We start from the raw sequence: 20,654 nt of genomic DNA, 5'->3' as shown, positions 1-20,654 counted from the left end.
ATGACCACATCGCAGCCGTTCTGGTGCGGCCTTGCAAGGGACGCTTGAAATTCATGCCATTGTTGTTGGGATGCATCGCCGACGATCTCACGGGGGCGACCGACCTCGCCAATGAGCTGGCGCGGGCCGGCTTGCGGACCTTCGTGCAGGTTGGCGCCGACCCTGAGGAGCCGGACGAGCGTGCTCAAGCCATCGTGGTGGCGCTCAAGAGCCGGTCGGTCGCCGCCAGCGAAGCGATTGGCCTGTCTCTCACGGCACTTGCGGGTCTCAAGCGGCTCGGCGCAGAGCATATCTACTTCAAGTACTGCTCGACTTTCGATTCCACCGCGCAGGGCAACATCGGGCCCGTTCTCGAGGCTTTGACCGAGGCAACGGGCGCCGAGCTGTCGCTCGCCTGTCCCGCCTTTCCCGCGAACCGGCGGACAGTTTATCAGGGCCACCTCTTCGTCGGGACACGCCTGCTCGAACATAGTGGCATGGAACACCATCCGCTCAATCCGATGACACGTTCGGACCTTGTCGCGCTGCTGCAGGAACAGATGCGCGGCCGGGTCGGCCTCTTGGCGCACGACGATGTCGACGAGGCGCGCATCGTGGGGGCTCTCGCAGGGTTGCAGGCACAGGGCACGAAGGTCGCGATCGCCGATGCCGTAGATGACCGCCAGCTCGACCTGCTCGGCGCGCAATGCGCATCGATGCAACTGTCTTCCGGCGCTTCCGGGCTGGGAGCCGGGATCGCGCGGCATCTTGCCGCCGGGCAGGAAGCCGTCGCGCAGGCCATGCCGGTCCTGACGGGGCGGCGGCTCGTCCTGGCCGGAAGTTGCTCGTCGCGCACACTCGAACAGCTCGCCCATGCGCGCGCCGTCATGCCGAGCTTCTCGCTGGCCGACCATCTCGAGGCCGGGGACGCTGCTATCGTGGCGCAGGCGGTCGAGTGGTTCGAACGTCAGCCACCGGACCGGCCCGCTTTGATCTATGCGAGCGCGCAACCGCGTGAGGTGGAAATGCTGCGCGAGAGGTTCGGATCGCAAGTCGGTGCACGCCTTGAAAGCCTGCTCGGCGCCATTGCGCGCGCCGCAAACGCTACGGGCTGCGACCGGCTGATCGTGGCCGGGGGCGAGAGCTCCGGTGCGGTCGTTGCCGCGCTCGGCATCGTCGACCTGGCGATCGGCCCGCAGATCGCGGCGGGGGTTCCCTGGACGATCGCACGAAGGGCAGGGGGCGAAAGGCTCGCACTTGCACTGAAGTCCGGCAATTTCGGCGACACCGCCTTCCTCACCGATGCCTGGGAGGCGCTGCCATGCCCGGCTACGACCTGAAGGAGGCCGCCGAAATCGTGCGTGCAGGTGCCTCGCTTTTCGCGCGGGGGCTCGCAACGGGGACAAGCGGCAATGTCAGCAGGCGACTGGCCGCGGGGCAGGTGCTCATTTCGCCGACGAACGTCTCTCTGGGGTCTCTGGCCGCCGATGGACTGGCGCTGATCGATGCCGAAGGAAATCATCTCGCCGGTGCGGCTCCGTCCAAGGAATGGCCGCTGCATCTGGCGATGTACCGGGCCCGCCCTGCAGCAGCAGCAATCGTGCACCTGCATGCCACGCATTCCGCAGCGGTCTCCTGCATGGACGGGCTCGATCCGCAGGACTGCCTGCCTCCGCTGACCGCTTATCAGGTGATGAAATTCGGACGCCTGCCGATGACCGGCTGGTACCGTCCGGGCGACCCGGGACTTGCGCCCGAGATCGAGGCGCTTGCGCGCGCGCATCCCGCCATCCTGCTCGCCAATCACGGCCCGCTCGTTGCCGGAACCGACATGCAGGACGCGCTCGCCCGCATCGAGGAACTGGAAGAGACCGCGCACCTGTTCCTGATGCTGCGCGGTTCGCGAACGCGCGAGCTGACCAGGTCACAGATCACCGAGCTTGAAGATCATTTCGGTTCAGCCAATCGCGCGGAGGAAAGTCGATGAAGATCGTCATTACCGGTGGAGGCGGCTTTCTTGGCCAGCGCCTCGCACGCGCCTTGCTGGCACGAGACGTTCCGACCGAGCCCGCCATGGACGAGATTGCCACCTCGTTGGTGCTCTTCGATCGAGATTTTCCCGAGGTTCCGGTCGACCCGCGCATCAGCGTCGTTCGGGGCTCGGTAACTGACGCGGGCGCGCTCGAGGCGCTTGTCGATGGGGCTGACGTGGTTTTTCACCTGGCAGCGGTCGTCAGCGGACAGGCCGAGGCTGACTTCGATCTCGGCATGGAAGTGAACGTGCAGGGCTCGCAGACCTTGCTCGAGGCCTGCCGCAAATCCGGGAACTCTCCGCGCGTCGTCTTCACCAGCTCGGTTGCGGTATTCGGTCCGGTCAGCGAAGACGCGCCCCTGTCTGTCGCCCCGCGCTCTTCCTATGGCGCGGAGAAGGCCATCGCCGAGTTGCTCCTTGCCGAATACACCCGGCGCGGCTTTGTCGATGGCGTTGTCCTGCGCCTGCCCACGATCAGCGTGCGGCCCGGCCTTCCCAACCAGGCGGCGTCGTCCTTTGCCAGCGGGATCGTGCGCGAGCCGCTTTGTGGCAAGGATACTGTCTGCCCGGTTGCGCCGGATCTGCCGCTATGGCTGCTCTCTCCGCGCCATGCGATCGCCAACCTGGTTCATGCAGGGGACTTGCCCGCTGCAATGTTGGGGGCCAACCCGATCGTTGATTTGCCCGGTCTCTCCGTCACCGTGGCCCAGATGGTCGAGGCGCTCGAGGCGGTGGCTGGTTCCGAGCCGCTCGAACATATCGCGTGGTGCCTTGATCCGGCGGTGGAGCGCATCGTTGCCTCCTGGCCGGCGCGCTGGGACGATAGCCGGGCGCGCGCGCTCGGCTTCACCAGCGACTCATCGTTCGACCAGACGATCCGCGACTTTCTCGAGGAGATGAACGCAGGGCCGTCCGCCCCGCTCGCCGCTGCTTGCTGACCCCGGGACAGTGCGCGCGCGGCACTGTCCCGTGATGCGGAATAGGGGCAGCCGTTTCCTCGCTAGAGGGGCCAGTGCGGGCGATGATCCCCGGGAAGCGGCGAAGTGCCGCCAGACTCGGGAGACTTCATGAAAAGCCTGCACCGCACCGCCCTGATTGCCGCAGTCGCGGCGCTAGCCAGCCCGGCGCAAGCGCGCGACGAGACGGCTTGGGACGAGCGGGTACCCGTTACCGGACCGTTTGCCGCGCCCAGCAAGGCGGCCGATCCGCTAGACAATCTGCCTGCCCGGACCCGTGTGCTGACCAGCTTTGGCGAGCGCGCGGTATTCTCGCCCGATGGCAAGCGGGTCGCCTTCATCGAACGCGCCTATGGCGATGCCTTCGAGATCGACCTGGACAGCGGCAAGATGCGCAACCTGACCGCGCACCTGCCCAATCCCGGTTTTCTGCGCGTCCACTACATGGCCGACGGTTCGTACCTTCTGCTTGGCCCGCGCAGGATGGGGGAAAGCCCGGAGGCGACGCGGGCAGCCCATATCGAGATGTGGTGGATGGATGCAGCCGCGCAGGGGCAGGCCTTTGCCCTGGGCGCGACCGTATTCGAAGGGCTTGCCGCGAGCCCGGTCAGCAATCGCGTCGCGTGGCAGGTGCTGGAGCCGCGCGTCGGCGTGATATCGCCCAAACTGCCGATGACGGTCTCGCTGATGACTGGCGCGGTGGTTGTCGAGGAGGGGCGTCCGCGACTGGAACAGGTGCGCAAGCTGGTGACGCGCGATGGCCGCGAGTGCCTGCTCGAAGCGCAGGACTGGTTCGACGACGACAGCAAACTGACCTCGACCTGCTACGTCATGGACAAGAGCGGAATTCCCGGTGCCAAGCCGGTCGCCGAAGCGCAGGTCTACGTGATCGATACCGGGACCGGAGCGATGGAGCACGTGCCCACCCCGCGCGAACTTTACGCCGAAGCCGAGGGAATCTTCCCCAGCGGGCGACATACGACGACCGAATGCGGCAACGATCAGGCGCGCGGCCTCGATGTCTGCGTGCTCGAACTGAAGCCTGACAATCCGGGCTACTGGCGGATCACCTTCGCTCAGGACTACGGCGATTATCGCTTCTCCAACCCGCAGATCAGCCGGGATGGTGCGCGCATGGCGTTCCAGATCGGTCTTGCCGCCGAGGAAGCCGGATCGGGTCGCGGCATCCTGCTGATGGACCTGCCCGAAGGTCTCTAGGCCCCGAATGAAGGGCCTGTCCCGCGATGTGAAACCGCGGCGGGCCTTCATTGGCCCCGACGAGGCGAGCCGTCACTTTCGCGACCATATTTTAGAGAGGTTTCCTGCCGATGATCTGGCCGCAGAACTACGATCCCGTGGGCAACGGGTGGATATCAACGATCCTTGCGGCAGCGCCGGTCGTGGTCATGCTGGGGGGGCTTGGACTGCTGCACATGCGTGCGCACATTGCCGCGCTCGCGGGCCTCGCAGTAGCGCTGCTGATCGCCATAGCCGTCTATGGGATGCCCACCGGCAGCGCCTTTGCCGCAGCCGGGTTCGGAGCCGCCTACGGCCTGCTGCCGATTGGCTGGATCGTGCTGAACATTATCTTCCTGTACCAGCTGACCAACGAGTGCGGCCAGTTCGAGATCATGCGCAACTCGATCGCGCGGATCACCGACGACAGCCGCCTCCAGTTGCTGCTGATCGCCTTTTGCTTCGGTGCGTTCTTCGAGGGTGCGGCAGGCTTCGGAACCCCTGTCGCGGTGACCGGAGCGATGCTGATCGGCCTTGGTTTCACGAGACTCCAGGCCTCCGGTCTCTCGCTCATTGCGAACACCGCTCCGGTCGCGTTCGGGGCGCTGGGGACACCGCTGTTGACCCTTTCGGCGATCACCGGACTGCCCTTGCTGGAGCTGTCGGCGATGGTCGGACGCCAGATGACGATATTCTGCATCATCGTTCCGTTCTGGTTGCTCGTCGCCTACTGCGGCTGGCGTCGTACACTCGAAGTCTGGCCCGCCGTTCTCGTTACCGGGCTGACTTTCGGCCTTGCCCAGCTGGCGATTTCGAACCTGCATGGGCCATGGCTGACGGCGGTGGGTTCCGCGCTCCTGACCATTCTCGTGCTGATCGGGTTCTTGCGGGTCTGGAAGCCACGCAGCGTGATGCACGTCAACGACGCCCCGCTCAGCAAGGGTGACAGCCGCGCCGTCGAGGAGGAGATGGCCGAGGAACGCGTCCATCCCGATGCCGAGCATCCTACGCCCGCGGCGGTGCGCAAGGCCTGGATGCCATGGCTGATCCTGACGGTCATGATCTTCGTATGGGGCCTGCCCTTCGTGAAGACCGGGCTCGATGCACTGTTCAAGCCCAGCTTCGCGGTTCCCCTGCTCGACGGGATGGTCCAGCGCATGCCGCCGGTCGTCGCCGCACCGGAAGTCGAGGGCGCGGTCTTCAACCTCAACCTCTTCTCGGCGACCGGGTCGGGGATCCTCCTGGCAGCCATCTTCAGCGGCTTCCTTCTCGGAATGCGGCCCGCGCAGATTGTGGGCACCTATGCGCGCTCGCTCAAGCTGGTGGCACCGTCTCTCCTGACGATCGCTGCTATGCTGGCACTCGGCTATGTGACCCGCTTTGCCGGGATCGACGCGACCATGGGGCTGGCTTTTGCCGGCACCGGCGTACTTTACCCGTTTTTCGGGACTATGCTCGGCTGGCTCGGGGTCGCGGTGACGGGTTCCGATACGGCGTCCAACGTGCTCTTCGGCAGCCTGCAAAAGATCACCTCGCAGCAACTCGGACTGCCACCGATCCTGATGGCCGGTGCCAACAGTGCGGGCGGTGTGATGGGCAAGATGATCGACGCGCAGTCGATCGTCGTCGCCTCGACCGCGACCAAGTGGTTCGGGGCTGAGGGCAAGATCCTGCGCTACGTGCTGGTCCATAGCATTGCGCTGGGCATGATGATGGGCGGGCTGGTCATGCTGATGGCCTATGTACCCCCGTTCACCGACTGGGTCGTGAAGTGAGTGCGCCCATGGTCGAGGCGCGCATTGCCTCCTTTGTTCGAGATGTCGCGGTTGCCTCCCTGATCGCGACATGAACCTCGGCCCCGGTCGGCCTGGGGAGACGGGCCGGGGCCACCTTTCCGTTTCGATGTCGTACACGAAGAAAGGGCCACTTCATCCGAAGTGGCCCTTTCCTTGTTCCAGCGCTTGTTGTCGCGCCCTAGCGCACGACAAGGGCTTCGAAGGCACCGATGGGGGGAAGGGTGAACCAGTCGTATCGCTCGTCCTGCGCGGTGGTCCTTGCCGCATCCCGCCTTGCCTTGAGGCATTGCACGGAAGGCGATGCGCGATGCGAGCGCAGCACGCCGAGGCGCAGTCCGCTGATTGCCGAGGGGGCGTCGTAACGCCCGCCGTGCTGACCGGAATAGTTTACGATGTGGAGCAAGTCGGCCGAGCCGTCGATCTTGCGCATGGCGAAGAGCTCGACGGCACCCGCGCCTTGTAGCAGGAAGGGAGCCGGTGGCGTGTGGCGACGCACGATCGCCTCGATCAAGGCGCGATGGGCCTCAAGGCCGTGGCGATGATAGAGCCAGTCCGGCATCCACGGGATCTGCACCACCGTGCCCTTGCCATGGCGACGCGAGAGCACGACAGGGTCCTTGCGTGGCGCGTCTCCGGGCACCGCGTAGCTGAACTCGGGAGGGCCGAAGCGCTGGTCGGGCGCAAGGCCCATCAGCACTTGCGCGTCGTGGCGCAGGGTGGGCGGGAAATAGCGCTCGTCGAGCATCATGCGCCCCTGTGCGAACCTGAGAGCGGCATCGTCGAGATCCGCCGACCAGCCATGGGCATCGAGCGACGCGTCATAGGCAGATGCGGGAAAGCTTGCGAAGGCGATCGATGAGCGCTGCTTGCCAAGCTCGTCGCAGCCACCCGTGCGTCCGGTCACGAGCAGCAGGCCGCCCGCCGCGACATAGGAATCGAGCGCGGCCGCCTCGCGGTCACTGATCAGTTCGACATGCGGCATGACAATGGCATCGAATGCTCCGTCGGGCTTCGTGGTGCCGTCCTCGAGGCGCGCGTCGTTGATCATGTGGAAGGGCAGGCGACTGTCGACCAGTGCCATGTAGGCTCCGCGAAATGCATCGCCGCGATAGCGCGCACTGGCCGTGCCGCCGCCCAGTCTCGCTGCCTTTCTCGAAGAATACAGGGCGATGCGCGAAGCCGGTTCGAGGTCTGCGTATTGCGCCTCGTGTTCCTTGTGGAAGGCGTAGAGCGCGGACATTGGCGGCAGCCAGGACTGGTCGTCCTGTCCGGCGAGTGTTCCCATCAGGTAGAGGTCGGGGGCGAGCCCCAGTCCCAGTTGCTGCGCCATTCGCAATTCGTGGCAGGCTGCGGTCTCGGTCACCTGCCGCCAGGGGTAGTCGATGTGGGCTGCCGAGGTTGCCGAAAACGGCTTGCCGGGGTTGCGCGCAAGGGCTTCGCGTGTCTGTTCGCCGGCCTGGTGCGGCCACTCTGGCGCGGGGCGGTAGACGCGCCGCTGGGCTTCGCCGCGCCCGACCTCGTCGAAGTTCCAGTAGTGCATGATCGGCACGTCGTGAATGTCCGCGATGTAGCGGTTGACCTTGGTCAGCAGCGCCTCGCTCGTACGGTCCTGGAAGCGCAGGTAGGCGATCCAGTTCGGATCCTCGAAGCCGTCCTTCTCGGGCAGTTCGAGGCCGGTCTGGCGGCGAAAGGCACTGCGGCAATTGTCGCAGGTGCAGATTCCGTGGCGCACGTTGGCGTAATCGGTCTCGGGATAGCCGGTCATGTTGAAGAAGTAGGCATCGGTACGGTAGCGCGGAACGCCTTCGGCGAGGATCCTGAAGCCGTAGTCGTGTGCCCAGCCACCATTGGGACAGGCCTGATAGGTCCCTTCATAGACCCGCGGCGAGCCATCGCGATTGCGCATGAACCAGTCCGGATGGGCATCGAAGGCGGGCTTCATTGCCTTGGAAAGGTCGAAACGGCCCACGACCTTGAGGCCATGCGAGCGCGCGGCCTCGATCATCTCGCCGGCGAAGTCGTTCCTGAGATAGGGGTTGGTATATTGAAGGTCGAGCTCGGTCGGATAGAACGCCACGATCCCGCCGATATTGGTCACCAGCACGTTCGCACCGAATGCGCGAACGGCACGCGCGATCTCGTCGGGATCCTCGAGGACGTCGATTTCGCGCAGGTTCGTCTGGACGATACGGTATGGGTGGTCCCACCATCCTTCGGGCGGACTGGCGGCCGTTCCCGCCAAGAGCCGGGATGCGGCCCGTGCTACGTTCGGGGCGCCGCCGAACGCGCCCGCTCCGGCCGCCATCAGGAAGTGGCGCCGGCCAATGGTCCAGTCAGATGTCATCAATGTCTCCGCGCGGCAGGTGTTTTCAGGGTGCCGTCGTTCTCCCCGATCCGTCCGGCCCGACAAGGGCGAGGACGAGATCCATCAGATTGGTTCCGCTCGGACCGGTCACGAGCAGATCGCCGAGCGCTGCAAGCAAGGGGTGGGAATCGTTGTCCTCGAGCGCCTTCGCGGGGTCGAGGCCGAGTGCGCGCGCGCGTGACCAGCTGGCGCCGTCGGCGAAGCCGCCAGCGGCCTCGGTCGGACCGTCGGTTCCATCGGTTCCGGCTGCCAGCAAGGTCACGCCGGGCAAGCCGTCGAGCAGGCGGGCGGCGTAGAGTGCGAATTCCTGATTGCGCCCCCCGGTACCTTGGCCGGATACCTCGAGCGTGGTTTCGCCTGCAGCGATCAGCAGCAAGTCACGTTCGCCCTCGTTCACCGCCCGCCGTGCGGCTTCGACGAAGCGGTGAGCCTGTTCATGCGTGTTCCCGTTCATGCAGCTCTCGACGATCTGCGTATGCAGGCCCTGTTTGCGTGCGAGGGCGCTGACGTTGCGCACGAGGTCCGCGCTTTCGGCGAGGAGAAGGACCTCATGGTGTCCCTTGTCCGGCCCGCGCTCGCGTCGCCTGTCGGCGCTGCGTTCGAGGGCGGTTATGACTGCGGGGCGCAGGCGGTCGGTCAGGTCGTGGCGGCGGAAGATGTCGATCGGATCGGGGCCGTTGCCGGCCTCGGGGATCGAGGGTCCCGATCCAATCGTTCCGAAATCGCCGTTAGGGACATCGGAGACGAGCAGGGTCAGCGAACTGGCGGGCGCGAGGTGTCTCAGCAGCCCGCCGCCCTTGACGCTGGAGAGCGACTTGCGCACCGCGTTGATCTCGTCGATCGATGCGCTCGAATGGAGCAGGAGCCTGGTCGTGGCTGCCTTGTCCTCGAGCGAGATGCCCTCGATCGGATCGACGAGGAGAGCCGAGGCCCCGCCCGTCAGCAGCACGATCACCCTGTCGTCGGGCGTGAGCTCGCGCAGGGTCGCGAGGATGTGTCCCGTCGCCTCGACGCCATTGGCATCGGGCACGGGGTGGCCCGCCTCGTACTGGCCGATATGGGCCAGTTTCTCGGTATGGCCGTATTTGACCACGATGCAGCCATCGTCGATGCGGTCGCCAAAGACGTCCTCCAGTCCGCGGGCCAGGGCTGCGGCTGCCTTGCCTGCACCGACGACGATCAGGCGCCCTTCGCGCGGGATGTCGAAAGTAATCGAGCGGCCCGCAGCGCCAGCATCGTAGTGCCAGCGCTCGCCGTCGAAACACGAATGCGTGCGCAGAAGTCTGGCGCCGTCGACGGTTTCGAGCCCCTCGCGAAAGAGCGTCTCGAGCATGTCGCGCGGAGCGGGCGCGGTCGGAGCGGAAGGGCGGAAAGCCTGTGGCAAGGGCATGTATCCTTCAGGCCAGATCGACGGCGATGATCTCGTGGAAGCTGACCGAGGGCACGGTCACGACGAGGCGTTCGCCGTCCCGGCGCGTGGTTGCGGGCATGCCTGCATCGAGCAGCGTGACGGCTCGGACCTGCGCACCTTCGGGCAGCTCAAGAGAAACCTCGTAGGGACCGGTAGGTATCGCCTCGCGATAGCTGCCGCTGCCCGTCATCGGGTTGTTCAGATTGACGATGTGTGCCGCGAGGGAGCGTTCCTGGCGCCACCATGCGATATCGACCAGGCCAGGGCCCGCAACCTCCATCGGCTGGCGCGCGCCCAGTGCCCAGTGAACCATGCCCGCCATGATGCGCATGTGATCGGCATGCTGCAGTTCCTCGAAGGTCGCTGCGATGTTCATCGGCAGGTAGGCGACGCGCCCCTTGCCGACCTTGCGACACAGAGCCATCGGTATGTCGCTCTCGGTGACATCGGTGAAGACGCGTTCCATGGGCAGGTCGGGAAAGCTGGGCACGAGCGTGATCGGAACATCGGCAGGCCCGTCTCGGCGCACATGAACCCGGGCGGTCGCGGCGATCGTGCGCGATACCCCTTCGAGCGGTGCAAGCGCCGGGTGGGGGGCGCGTAGCGTCAGATAGCTGTTGTGCAGGGGCGCCTCGGTTCTCTCATAATGACAACCGAATAGATCGGCGAGTGCGAAATCCGGGCGCTTCTTGCCCATCTCGTCATAAAGCGATGTCTCGTGCGTCGCGACGATCGCGCCACCCCGCGCCACGAAAGCGCGTAGTTGCGCGCATTGGCTCTCGGACAGCACGGCGGCGTTGGCCAGAACCAGTACGTCGAAGCGGGCGAGGTGTTCGGGGTCGAGGTATGCAGCATCGATCGCATCGAAGGGAATGCGCGCCTCGAGCATCGCCTGATAGAAGCCTCGGCGGTGCCCTTCCATCTCAAGCCGGTGCTGCGCCCCGCCGATCACGGCGGGCCCCCGGTTCTCGATGACCAGCGCGACGCGTGCAAGATTGGCGGTATTGCGCAAGTAGCGTTCATGGCGCCGATGCCAGTTGAACAGGTCCTTCACGACCGGCATCCAGCGTCGGTCGAAGGGCTTTGCATTGAACTTGGTGATCCACGGGCGTGCGCCCTGCGCGATCGAGCCAGCGGCCCAGATCCGGATCTCTGCCGCGTCCTGAACAGAATCCTTCCATCGGTATTCTTCCTCGACACCGACCGAGATGATGTGGCCGACCGGCTTGTCGAACATGTAGCCGCGCAACTCCTTGGCGAAGCGTCCGCTGTTCCAGGCCTTGGTGCCCGGCGTGTAGTAGGTGGACTCGCTCGAGCGGGCCTGGCGGTCGCCGAAGACCATCTTCATGCGCTCCCCGATCTCGCGGGCATCGTAGTCCATGATGCCGCGCCGTTCGGTCCCGCTCACGAAGAAGGCGTTCGGGCGGCGTTTCACGATTGTCTCGTTCCACAGGTCCTGCACGGCCAGCAAGCGGGATTGCGACCATTCGTGCCAGCGCAACCCTTCGGGCGTGGCCGGATCGGTCTGTGTCGGCAGTTGCGCACCCGTTGCGGCCTCGAAATTGCGCTTGCAGCTGTCGCAGTGGCACAGACCAAGGGTGTTCCAGCGATTGCCGAAGAAGCCGTCTACCGGGTAGCGCGTGGCGATCTCGTCGATCACCTCGGGCATGAACTCGAAGTTGTAGGGGCCGTAAGGGCAGGTGAGGTACAGATCGCTGGCCGACCAGTGGCGGCGTGCCTCACCCTGCGCATCGCGCGCGGCCCATTCGGGATGCGCCGCGAAGGCGCTTTGCGGCATCGCGTGGGGATCGATGCGTGCGAGCACGTCAATGCCTTCGCGCTTGCAGGCCAGGGCCATCGTGCCGAACGGGTCGCGTCCCGACGTCATGTTGGCGCTCTTGCCATGATGCGGAATGCGGGTGGGATAGAAGGCAATGCCGCCGCCCGCGCTCAGGCAGACACCCTGCGCGCCGATCTCGCGGAAGTAGGCCATCCAGAAATCGGGGTCGAAAGCGCCCGGGTCGTCTTCGGTGAAGGCCAGCTGGAACCAGCGCATCGGGTCGGCTTGCCAGCCGGGCAGGGTAGCCATGGGGTCGGTTGCGGCACGGGAAAGCGAGGGCAGGGCCAGCGCGCTCACGGCAGCGCCGGCCAGTACGGTTCTACGGTCTATGTCGATCACGGGAATATCCTGAGTCGACCGCGCGGCAGCCGGTCTTGGCCGCCGCGCGGTACGGGTCACATCCTGAAGCGCACGCCAGCCGTGATGTAGCGGCCGATGATGTCGTAGGTGTTGCGCATCGTCGGTACGGTCAGGCCCGGTGTGCGGGTGACCGGCAGGAGCGGTGCCTGCTTGTCGAAGAGGTTGTTGACGGTCGTGAACAGCTCGAATTCACGATCCAGCGCGGTACGCACGGTGTAGGTCAGGTTCAGGTCGGTGTAGAAGACCGGCTTCACCTCGTTGTCGACGTAGACGAACTGGCGCGAGCGATCGTAGCCGCCGATGATGCGCTCCTGGACGTTGAACGAGACGTTCTCGCCTTCCCAGCCGGCGCTGACGTTGGCGCGCCACTTGGGCAGAGGCAGCGGGAACTGCACGTCGTTGAAGTCGGATGTGCCGACAAATTTGCGCATCTCCTCGCCGGGCGCGTTGCGCTGCTGGAAGGTCAGCTGGCGCGTGGCGAGCGCACGCAGGTTGAGCGTCCCGGAACCGACGGGGCGGCGGTAGGTGAGCTCGAAGTCGATGCCGCTGTTGATGAGGGTCGCGACGTTCTGGTTAAGCGTATAGATCGCGGTCGGGGTATTGGTCGGATCCGGATTGGTCGGACCGAGCGGGCGGTCGATCTGGTCGCAGGTCGGCGAGGTGAAGTCGCTTGCGTAGCACAGGTCCACGATCTGGAACGCGGAATAGGGTGTCGCGATCGCATCGTCGATCTTGATGCGGAAGTAATCCGCCGAGAAGTGCAGTCCGGGGATGAACGAGGGCTGCAGGACAATGCCGGCGGTGAAGGTGCGCGCGACCTCGGGCTGCAGGTCGGGGTTGCCGCCGGTGACCTGGTTCGAGACGGCCTGCTGACCGGTCAGGCGATCCGAGAAAGTAATGCTGGTCGTGGCGCGACCTGCGAAGAGTTCGTAGAGGGTTGGTGCCCGGATGTCGCGCGAAAGCGTGGCACGCAGGCGCACCCCGTCGAGGCCGTCCCAGACGCCACCGATCTTCCAGGTGGTCACCGATCCGCTGGTGCTGTAGTCGGTCCACCGCACTGCGCCGTTGAGCGCCAGCGAGCCGACCACGCTGTCGTCGAGCACCGGTACGTTGAGTTCGCCGAAGGCTTCCTTGACGTTGTACGAACCGTCCGCGGTGCCGAGATTCTGCGACTGGAAACGACCCCTATAGGTGCTCCGCACGCCGCGCAGGCCGGTGAAATCGGTTGGTATGCTGGGGTCGCTGTTACTGGTCTGGAGCAGCGACTGCTTGCGATATTCCGCGCCGACGGCAAAGGAGATCGGACCGGCCCAGCCTTCGACGATATCTCCCGCGAGCGTGGCCTGGATGCTGTCGAGCTTGTTGGTCGCCTTGTAGCGCGAGACACCGGTGATGTAGTCGTCCATCTCCACGGTCACGCTGTTCGGGCCGAACAGGTTGAGCGGCACGCAGCCGGGATAGAGGCCCGGATTGGTCAGCGTGACCCGGCAGACGATGTTGCCTGTCACCGGGTCACGTACGGCGTCGGCCGCGGCATAGAAGTTCGCGTTGAGAGCGTCCTCGATTTCGCCTTCGAAGGTCGTCTTTGCGTGGACGTAGCCAAGGGTCCACTGAAGACCAGCGCCGAATTCGCCCTTGAGACCGGTGTTGATGATGAAGCTGTCGCTCTTCTGGGTGACGGTGTTGTTGAAGCGCCGTTCTTCGGGGCCCCAGACCTTCGAGAGCACGAACGAATCGGTGGAGCCAAGCGCTGCCTGCGTCGCGGGATCGAGGAAGGCGTTGTCCGAGAAGATCGTCGCGCCGAGGCGCAGCCCGGTGAACGGCATGTCGTAGTTGGAAGACCAGTTGTAGCCAACCGAGGCATAGGCGCTCAGCTCGGGAGAGAATTCGTAATCGGCACGTCCGAAGGCCTGATACGTCTTTGCACCCGGCGTCAGGGTGCAGCAATCGACCCCGATGAATGCGCCGTCACCGCCGCGCTGCGAACCCGGATTGCCCGACGGGATGCCGGGATCGAAGGGAACCGTGACACCTCCGTCGGCGAACTGCTGTCCGGCGAGTGGACCGCTCGAGATATAGCCGCCCTCTGAGACCGTGCCCCAGCGTACATCATCCACATAGCGGAAGGGGTTTTCCTCGGTGCCGGCCCCGGTCGCCTGCCAGGATTCGCGTACGATCGGGCGGTCACGCTTGTACAGCGGGTTGACCTTGTAGTGCTCGAAGCTGCCGATGACGTGGAGCCTGTCGTCGAGCAGCGAGGTGCCGAAAGCCGCGCCGAGCCGGTAGTTGGCTTTGTCGCCCCGATCCGAGATGCCGTACTGGGCCTGGGCCTTCACGCCATCGAAGTCCTTGTCGATGATGAAGTTGACCACGCCCGAGACCGCGTCCGACCCATAGGCCGCCGAAGCGCCGCCCGTGACGACGTCGACGCGCTTGGTCAGCAGCTGGGGGAGCAGGCTCACGTCAACGCCGCCGTTGGTGCCGGTCTGGGGCATGCGCAGACCGTCCTGCAAAATCAGCACGCGCTGCGTGCCGAGGTTTCGCAGGTTCAGGTAGTTGCCGGTGCGCTGGCGATTGCCCTGGGTGAACTGTTGTTGGTCGCCGTTGATCGAGTTCTGGAAGGCAGGCAGCTGGTTGAGGCCGTCGGCGATGCTTGCGGGGGCCGTCTTGATCAGGTCGCCGGTGTCTACCACGCTGACCGGCGTAGGAGCCTCGAAGCCCGCGCTCTGGATGCGCGAGCCAGTGACGATGATGTCCTGCACCATTGCATTGTCCAGCTCGTCTTGTGCCTGCGCGGGCGTAGCGGTGTCCTGGGCAGTTTCCTGCGCGTGGGCCGCAGCGGGCATGACGAAGGCCATCAGACTGGCTGAAACCAGCAAAGGAATCCTGGTGGTTTTCACGATGTTTATCCTCTTTCCCTGTTATCCGCCCTTGCGGGCTGTCTCATTTCGCCTTGGTACTACCGGCGTAGTTATCAGGTTGCCTGACAAATCAACTTCGGGCAATAGTCCTTCTTGACGCACGAGGTCCCGACTGGGACCGACAATCAAGATAAGGAGAGGTTTGCGATGCCCCGTTCGAAGATTGCCCCTGCCGGGCTTGTTCTGACTATCCTTCCCTTGGCCGCCCTTGGCGGCTTGTCTTCGTCGGTACTGGCTCGATCCGAGGCTGGCTCTTCGCAAACGGAAGTCGACGTCGCCGATTTCCGGATTGGATCGAAGCCGGGTAACCCGACCTTCGATCTGCCTAGTAACATGCGGCTGCTCTCGGCCTTCGGAGAGCGTCCGGTCTTTTCACCTGATGGAACGCGTATCGCATTTATCGGGGCTTCCTATGGCGATGCCTATGAGATGGACCTGAAGACCGGAGCCGTGCGCAACCTGACCGCGCATGCACCGCATAACGGATTCCTGCGGGTCCATTACCTGGCGGACGGCAACTTCATTCTCATGGGCCCGCGCGTCATGGGCCCTGACCGCGAGTCCACGCGCAACGCCCATATCGAACTGTTCTGGCTGGATGCTGCGGCAACCCGCGCACCGGTGGCTCTGGAGCGTACGGCCTTCGAGGGCATCGCTGTGTCGCCTCGGACCAATCTGCTCGCGTGGTCCGAAATCGAACCGCGCGCCAAGAGCTTCGGCGAGATCGACAGGACGGTGATCAAGCTTGCCCGCGTGGCCATGGAGGATGGGCAACCGGTGTTGCGCGATGAGCGACAGGTACTGGAGACGAAGGCGTCTCGTTGCCTGGTCGAGCCGCAGGACTTTCTGCCCGATGACACCGGGCTGACTGCGCCATGTTACTTCACCCCGTTTCTGAAGCGCGAGCGCCAGACGGAAGTGCTCTCGGTCGACTTTGGCAGCGGAGCACTGACGAGCTATCCGACGCCCGCGGCACTGTATGGAGAGGTCGAAGGCATCTTCCCCGACGGCAGGCATACGCTCGTCGAATGCAGCGGCGATCGCGCTGCGGGCATGGACATTTGCATCCTCGAGCTCAAGGCAGACAAGCCGCGCTACACGCGCCTGACGCGGATCATGGATTACGGCCGCTGGAAATACGGCAATCCCGTCGTCAGTCCCGATGGCCGTTACATCGCCATGCAGATCGGATCCGCAGACGTGGTCGATGCCGGGGTCGGGCAGGGCATCGTCATGATGGATCTCGGCGAGAAGTCCAGTGTCGCGCGCACCGCACCGTGAAGGTGCGCGCGCGGCGTTCTTTCAGGATCGGCGAGGAGGAAGCTCAATGCAGGAGCGCCTGGTGAGCGGCGAATGGATATCGTGGTTCGGCGGACCCTGTCCGTTGCCCGAGGGAACCATGGTTCTGGCCCGGCTTCGTTATAGCGGCGAGGTGCGGGCGCATGCCCAGGACCTGCGTTGGCGGCATGACCTCTATGTCGACTATGGGGCGGAGGAAGTAGTTGCCTACTGTCTGTTGCCGGGAAATCTGGCCGAGACCGGGACGTAGACAGGCTGAGTTTGGGGCCTTGGCTCGAGTGCCTCGAGGCCCGTGGCCGGGACCGGTCGTCTTTCGCATATCCTGCGATGCCGACGACCGGTCCCGGAACTCGGACCGGAGTCCCTAACCGGGCAGGATCAGAACAGGCCGAGCAACCAGCCGATTGCAAAAACCAGGATCGAGAACGCCCACATGATCGGCAGGGAATAGCGGATGTGCCGTCCGATGTCCGCCTGTGCCAGTCCGAGTGCAAGCCACATTGCAGGCGAGAAGGGGCTGATGAAGGTGCCGATGATGTTCCCGATGATGAGGGCGTGCACCGTCGCCTGGGGAGCCACGCCTACCGGTTCGACGACCTGAAGTACGACCGGGAGCAGCCCGAAGTAATAGGCGTCGGTGTTCAGGACGAGTTCGAGCGGCAGGCCGAAGAAGCCGATCAGGACGTGCAGCATGGGAACGGCCGATTCCGGGAGAATGCCGACGAGAGCCTGGGCCATCGCCTTGAGCATGCCACTGCCGTCGAGGACGCCCAGGAAGCTGCCTGCCGCGAGAATGATGGCACCCATGAGCAGGGCCGGTCCGGAATGCGCCCTTACCCGGGCCATCTGGAGGTCGATCGAGCGGTAATTGCAGGTCAGCAGGATCGAGAGACCGATCATGAAGGTATAGGCTGCGGGCAGAATTCCTGCGACGAGCACGGTCAGAACCGCAACGAAAATGGCTGCGTTTACCCAGATCAGGCGGGGGCGCAGCAACGCCTGCTCACCTTCACTGAGATCCGGAGTGTCTTCGGCCTTGCGGCCCATGACGTCGGGGCCGGCAGGATTGATACGACCGCCGTCGGCTTCGGCCACGGCCTGTTCCGGCGATCCGGCGGCGGCGATCCGGCGACGTTCGCGAAAGCCAAGGACGAGCGCGAGCACCGCGAGGAGAACAAGTCCGAGGACCTGCACGGGTATCAGCGGGCGCCACAGTTCGGTGACCTCGATGCCGGTTACGGCGGCGGCGCGTCCCAGCGGGCCCGCCCAGGGCAGCATGTTGGCGATACCGGCCCCGGTGGCGAGCAGCATGAGCAGGAGATACCGGCTCATGCCAAGGCGCAGGTAGAGCGGGAGCAGGGCCGGGATGGTCAGCAGGAACGTCGTCGCACCGGCGCCATCGAGGTGGGCGCAGGCGCCGACCAGCGTCGTGCCAACCGCGACGTAGACCACATTGCCGCGCGTGATGCGGATCAGCCCGTTGATGAAGGGGCGGAAGAAGCCTGTGTCCTGCAGTACGCCGAAGAAGATGATCGCGAAAATGAACATCGTCGCGACCTGCATCACGCGGGTCAAGCCATCGCCGAAGAAGCCGGACACTTCGTCGGGGCTGAAGCCATAGAGCAGTCCGGCCGCGAGTGGCACGAGCACCAGCGCCACGATCGGCGAGGCCAGCCGCGCCAGCAGCAGCGCGACCACGCACACCACGGTTAGAAGTCCAAAGATGGCTAACATGAAACTCTCCTGATGGCCGTTATCGGCCCTGTTCTTGGCGAGGGGGCTAGGGAAGGGGGAGGGGCGCGCCTTCTAGAAGGTCACGCCGAGACGCGCGGCGAGGGTCTGGCCGCTGTCGCTTCCCGCGTAGGGCCCGGTGGCATTGTCGATCTGCCAGTAGATCCCGTTGACCTGGATGCGCGTGAAGCTGTTGAGGTACCAGTTGGCGCCGAGCGTGGCGGTCCAGCCATCGGCCGGTTGGGGAATGTTCTGGAAGGCGACCTGCTCGTAGCGACCTGTCAGCTCGATCGCGCCGGTGCCGCCGCCGAACACGGGGTCGAGGACGCGAGGCTGGCCAAAGCTGCCGTTGCGCGGATTGTAGGGGGGAAGTTCACCGGTGAGGAACCATCCGGCAGACACCGCGTAGGCGCGGGTGCGGAAATCGGGGCGAGCGGCGTCGCGCCGGGCGAGGCGCTGGCCGGCCTCGGCCATGACCCAGATCGGGCCCTGGTAACCGCCCAGCTCGAACCCGTAGCCGGTGGTTCCCGTCCCGCCTTCGAGCGCGCCTGTGGAGACGCGCAGGGCCCCGTTGAAGCGGGTACCCATGAACGTGTTGCGGGTCAGATCTTGCGCCGAGGATGCGAGCGATTCGTCAAAGCCCCAGGCACCCAGGTGCAGCGCCCCGGTATCCGAACGCAACGGGTTGACGTGTGCGCGCGCCGTGATCGTGCGGCTGTCGCTATCGGACTGATCGCCGTCGACGCGATCACCCGTAATCGAGAGCGAAACGTGCCCGCGCGGAAAGAAGGCGCGCGCCATTGCACCCACGCCATAATAGCCACGTTCGGGCACGATCGTGTTGGCGACGGTGTTGCGTTCGAGGAAGGCGGTGGAATCCGAACCGGTCGAGCCGTCGAACGCGCGGTCGTTGAACAGGTGTCCGGCGCGCAGGTCGAAGCTGACATCGTCGGACAGCGCGTCGCGCCAGCCCACGTATGCGGTCATGATCTCGGCCGCGTTCTCGGAGAAATCGGCTTCGATCTGATAGAAGAAGTGGGTGCCCACGCCGCCTTCGAAGCCGAGGCGCAGCGCGCGCATGCCGGTCGTCGTGATGTTGCGCCCGTCATGGTCAGAGCCGAACGTCGATCCCACGTCGGCGAGGATCCTGCCGCGCGGCTTGAAGGTGTATTCGCCGTCGGCGGAGTGGAAGACCGGCAAACCCGCGCCCCATTCGGTCGTGACTCCTGCAAGGTTTGCGGAGCGTGCACGGGCGATGTCGCGCTCGGCCGGACCAGGGGGGATGAGTTGCGGCGCGTAGGGGGCGGTGACGAGGGTCGGGGGCTGCGTGCCCTGACCAGAGGTGTCTTCAGGCGCGGCAGGGCTTTCGGCGAGGACGGGAGGGGTTGCGCGCGGTGGCTGTGCCTCGCTGCGCGTCTCCAGTTCCTTGACCCGTTCGCGCAGGTCCGCGATTTCAGCGGCTTGCTGGCGCACGAGATCGGCCAGATCCTGTGCCGAGGGCGTCTGGGCAAGGGTCGGAGTGGCGGTTAGCAGTGCACCGAGGGCGCAACTGATCGGAATAGTTTTCATTCTGGGGGGCCTTGGTTCGCGAGAGCGGCATTCCATTGGGCAAGGAAGCGGGCACGCTTGATCGGATCGAGGTTGACGAAAAGCCGCGGGCCACCCGGGATCGGACGGACCTGCTCGGCAGGGAGGCGAACGCGTGAGACATCGCGCCGGATCGGGGAGAGCCCGGCGCGCGCGAGGCTTTGCTGCCCCTCGCGCGAAAGAAGGAAATCGAGAAAGAGCTTCGCTGCCGCCGGGTGGGGCGCCTCGCGGGCGATGAACGCCACGCGCGAGGTGAGTATCGTGTAGTCCTCGGGATAGACGATGCCGATGCGCGGATCGGCCTTGGCGCGCTGTTCCGCGTAGGGGCCCACGACGTTGTAGGCGAGCGCGGCCTCTCCCTGCGCCAGCTCATCGAGCATGGACCGGGTCGTTGTCATCAGCCGGGGCCGGGTGCGGCCTATTGCGTCGATCAGCGAATGGGTGTCGCGCGTCGCGGCGATATCCTGAGTGAGCAGGAGATAGCCGAAACTGGAAGACGCCGGGTCGTACATGACGAGCTTGCCGGCCAGTTCGTCGCGGCGGCTGGTGAGCAGTACCTCGAGCGCCGCGTGCGTGCGCGGCACGTCCTGCGGCGCGATCAGATCGCGGTTGTAGGCCAGGACCACAGGCTCGGCGGTCACCTTGTAGGACTGCGCGTTCCACACCGCATCTTCGGGCAGAGCGTCGCTTTGCGGGCTGGCATAGGTCAGCGCGTAGCCGTCGTTGACGAGCTTGGCCTGCATGTCCATCGCCGAGGACCAGACGATGTCCGCGCCGGGCTTGCGTGCCTTCGCCTCGGCAAGGAAACGGGCGTTGAGCGTGTCCGAGGTGAGGTCGTGAAAGTGCACCCGCACGCCCGTGTGGCGCGCTTCGAAGGCTGCGATCAATTGCGCGACGGCTTCGCTATCCACGTTGGCGTAGACCTGTACCTCGCCTTCGCGGCGGGCTTCGTCCAGTCCTGCCGGGGAGCCGCTGAACGTCAGCGCAAGTCCGAGGGCCAGAGCGATGACACCCCCTATGAACACGCCGAAAATTAGGTAAATACGCAATATCCTGGCTCCCCTCGCCCCCCGGACCTCTTGTCGGGTGGGCTGTCGATGAGGCGGATCTAGTTCGAATCCCTGTCAGCAACCTTTCACGG

The 20,654-nt window shown here is 65.1% G+C and carries 13 protein-coding genes; 6 read left to right on the top strand and 7 right to left on the bottom strand.

Translation table 11 applies throughout. The annotated features are described in order from the left end of the window. Window positions 1–53 precede the first annotated feature (53 nt). The 5 genes from otnK to I5E68_RS12925 all read left to right on the top strand — a co-directional run bounded on the left by otnK (window position 54) and on the right by I5E68_RS12925 (window position 5,978). A complete protein-coding gene (gene otnK / locus I5E68_RS12945; protein ID WP_197164274.1) occupies window positions 54–1,319 on the top strand; it encodes a 3-oxo-tetronate kinase in 1,266 nt (421 codons plus the stop codon). Next, the gene (gene otnC, locus I5E68_RS12940; RefSeq protein ID WP_197164273.1) at window positions 1,301–1,966 is read left to right on the top strand and encodes a 3-oxo-tetronate 4-phosphate decarboxylase; all 666 of its coding nucleotides are present in this window, start codon (window positions 1,301–1,303) and stop codon (window positions 1,964–1,966) included. Before otnK ends, otnC begins: the two co-directional genes overlap by 19 nt. Further along, a complete protein-coding gene (denD, locus tag I5E68_RS12935; RefSeq protein WP_197164272.1) occupies window positions 1,963–2,949 on the top strand; it encodes a D-erythronate dehydrogenase in 987 nt (328 codons plus the stop codon). The genes otnC and denD overlap by 4 nt, the downstream gene beginning before the upstream one ends. Before the next feature lie 129 nt (window positions 2,950–3,078). Further along, complete coding sequence (locus I5E68_RS12930) at window positions 3,079–4,185, top strand: TolB family protein (RefSeq protein ID WP_197164271.1); 1,107 nt, start codon at window positions 3,079–3,081, stop codon at window positions 4,183–4,185. A 110-nt stretch (window positions 4,186–4,295) separates the two neighbouring features. Beyond that, the gene (locus tag I5E68_RS12925) at window positions 4,296–5,978 is read left to right on the top strand and encodes an L-lactate permease (RefSeq protein ID WP_197164270.1); all 1,683 of its coding nucleotides are present in this window, start codon (window positions 4,296–4,298) and stop codon (window positions 5,976–5,978) included. A gap of 199 nt (window positions 5,979–6,177) precedes the next feature. Here I5E68_RS12925 and I5E68_RS12920 read toward each other — a convergent pair whose 3' ends face one another. The 4 genes from I5E68_RS12920 to I5E68_RS12905 are packed head-to-tail and all read right to left on the bottom strand — an operon-like array spanning window position 6,178 to window position 14,875. Continuing rightward, window positions 6,178–8,343, bottom strand: a complete 2,166-nt coding sequence (locus I5E68_RS12920) for an alpha-amylase family protein (RefSeq protein WP_197164269.1) — start codon at window positions 8,341–8,343, stop codon at window positions 6,178–6,180. A 25-nt stretch (window positions 8,344–8,368) separates the two neighbouring features. After that, window positions 8,369–9,748: a glycerate kinase type-2 family protein gene (locus tag I5E68_RS12915; RefSeq protein ID WP_197164268.1), complete on the bottom strand. Its 1,380-nt coding sequence runs from the start codon at window positions 9,746–9,748 to the stop codon at window positions 8,369–8,371. Window positions 9,749–9,761: 13 nt separating this feature from the next. After that, window positions 9,762–11,954, bottom strand: coding sequence for a ThuA domain-containing protein (locus tag I5E68_RS12910; protein WP_197164267.1), 2,193 nt, complete (start codon window positions 11,952–11,954; stop codon window positions 9,762–9,764). A 56-nt stretch (window positions 11,955–12,010) separates the two neighbouring features. Beyond that, a complete protein-coding gene (locus tag I5E68_RS12905; RefSeq protein ID WP_197164266.1) occupies window positions 12,011–14,875 on the bottom strand; it encodes a TonB-dependent receptor plug domain-containing protein in 2,865 nt (954 codons plus the stop codon). A 168-nt stretch (window positions 14,876–15,043) separates the two neighbouring features. Between I5E68_RS12905 and I5E68_RS12900 the strand changes: the two genes are divergently transcribed. Continuing rightward, the gene (locus I5E68_RS12900; RefSeq protein WP_197164265.1) at window positions 15,044–16,177 is read left to right on the top strand and encodes a TolB-like translocation protein; all 1,134 of its coding nucleotides are present in this window, start codon (window positions 15,044–15,046) and stop codon (window positions 16,175–16,177) included. Window positions 16,178–16,573: 396 nt separating this feature from the next. On the opposite strand, the gene I5E68_RS12895 is transcribed toward I5E68_RS12900, so the two are convergent. From I5E68_RS12895 to I5E68_RS12885, 3 genes are all read right to left on the bottom strand, one after another. After that, complete coding sequence (locus tag I5E68_RS12895) at window positions 16,574–17,929, bottom strand: CitMHS family transporter (protein ID WP_197164264.1); 1,356 nt, start codon at window positions 17,927–17,929, stop codon at window positions 16,574–16,576. A gap of 72 nt (window positions 17,930–18,001) precedes the next feature. After that, window positions 18,002–19,495, bottom strand: a complete 1,494-nt coding sequence (locus I5E68_RS12890) for a porin (RefSeq protein WP_197164263.1) — start codon at window positions 19,493–19,495, stop codon at window positions 18,002–18,004. Further along, complete coding sequence (locus I5E68_RS12885) at window positions 19,492–20,562, bottom strand: ABC transporter substrate-binding protein (RefSeq protein ID WP_197164262.1); 1,071 nt, start codon at window positions 20,560–20,562, stop codon at window positions 19,492–19,494. The genes I5E68_RS12890 and I5E68_RS12885 overlap by 4 nt, the downstream gene beginning before the upstream one ends. Window positions 20,563–20,654: the final 92 nt, after the last annotated feature.

Source organism: Novosphingobium aureum, from assembly GCF_015865035.1.
GTDB lineage: Bacteria > Pseudomonadota > Alphaproteobacteria > Sphingomonadales > Sphingomonadaceae > Novosphingobium > Novosphingobium aureum.
Note: the sequence above shows the minus strand (reverse complement) of the source record. Positions and strands in the feature narration are given on the sequence as shown.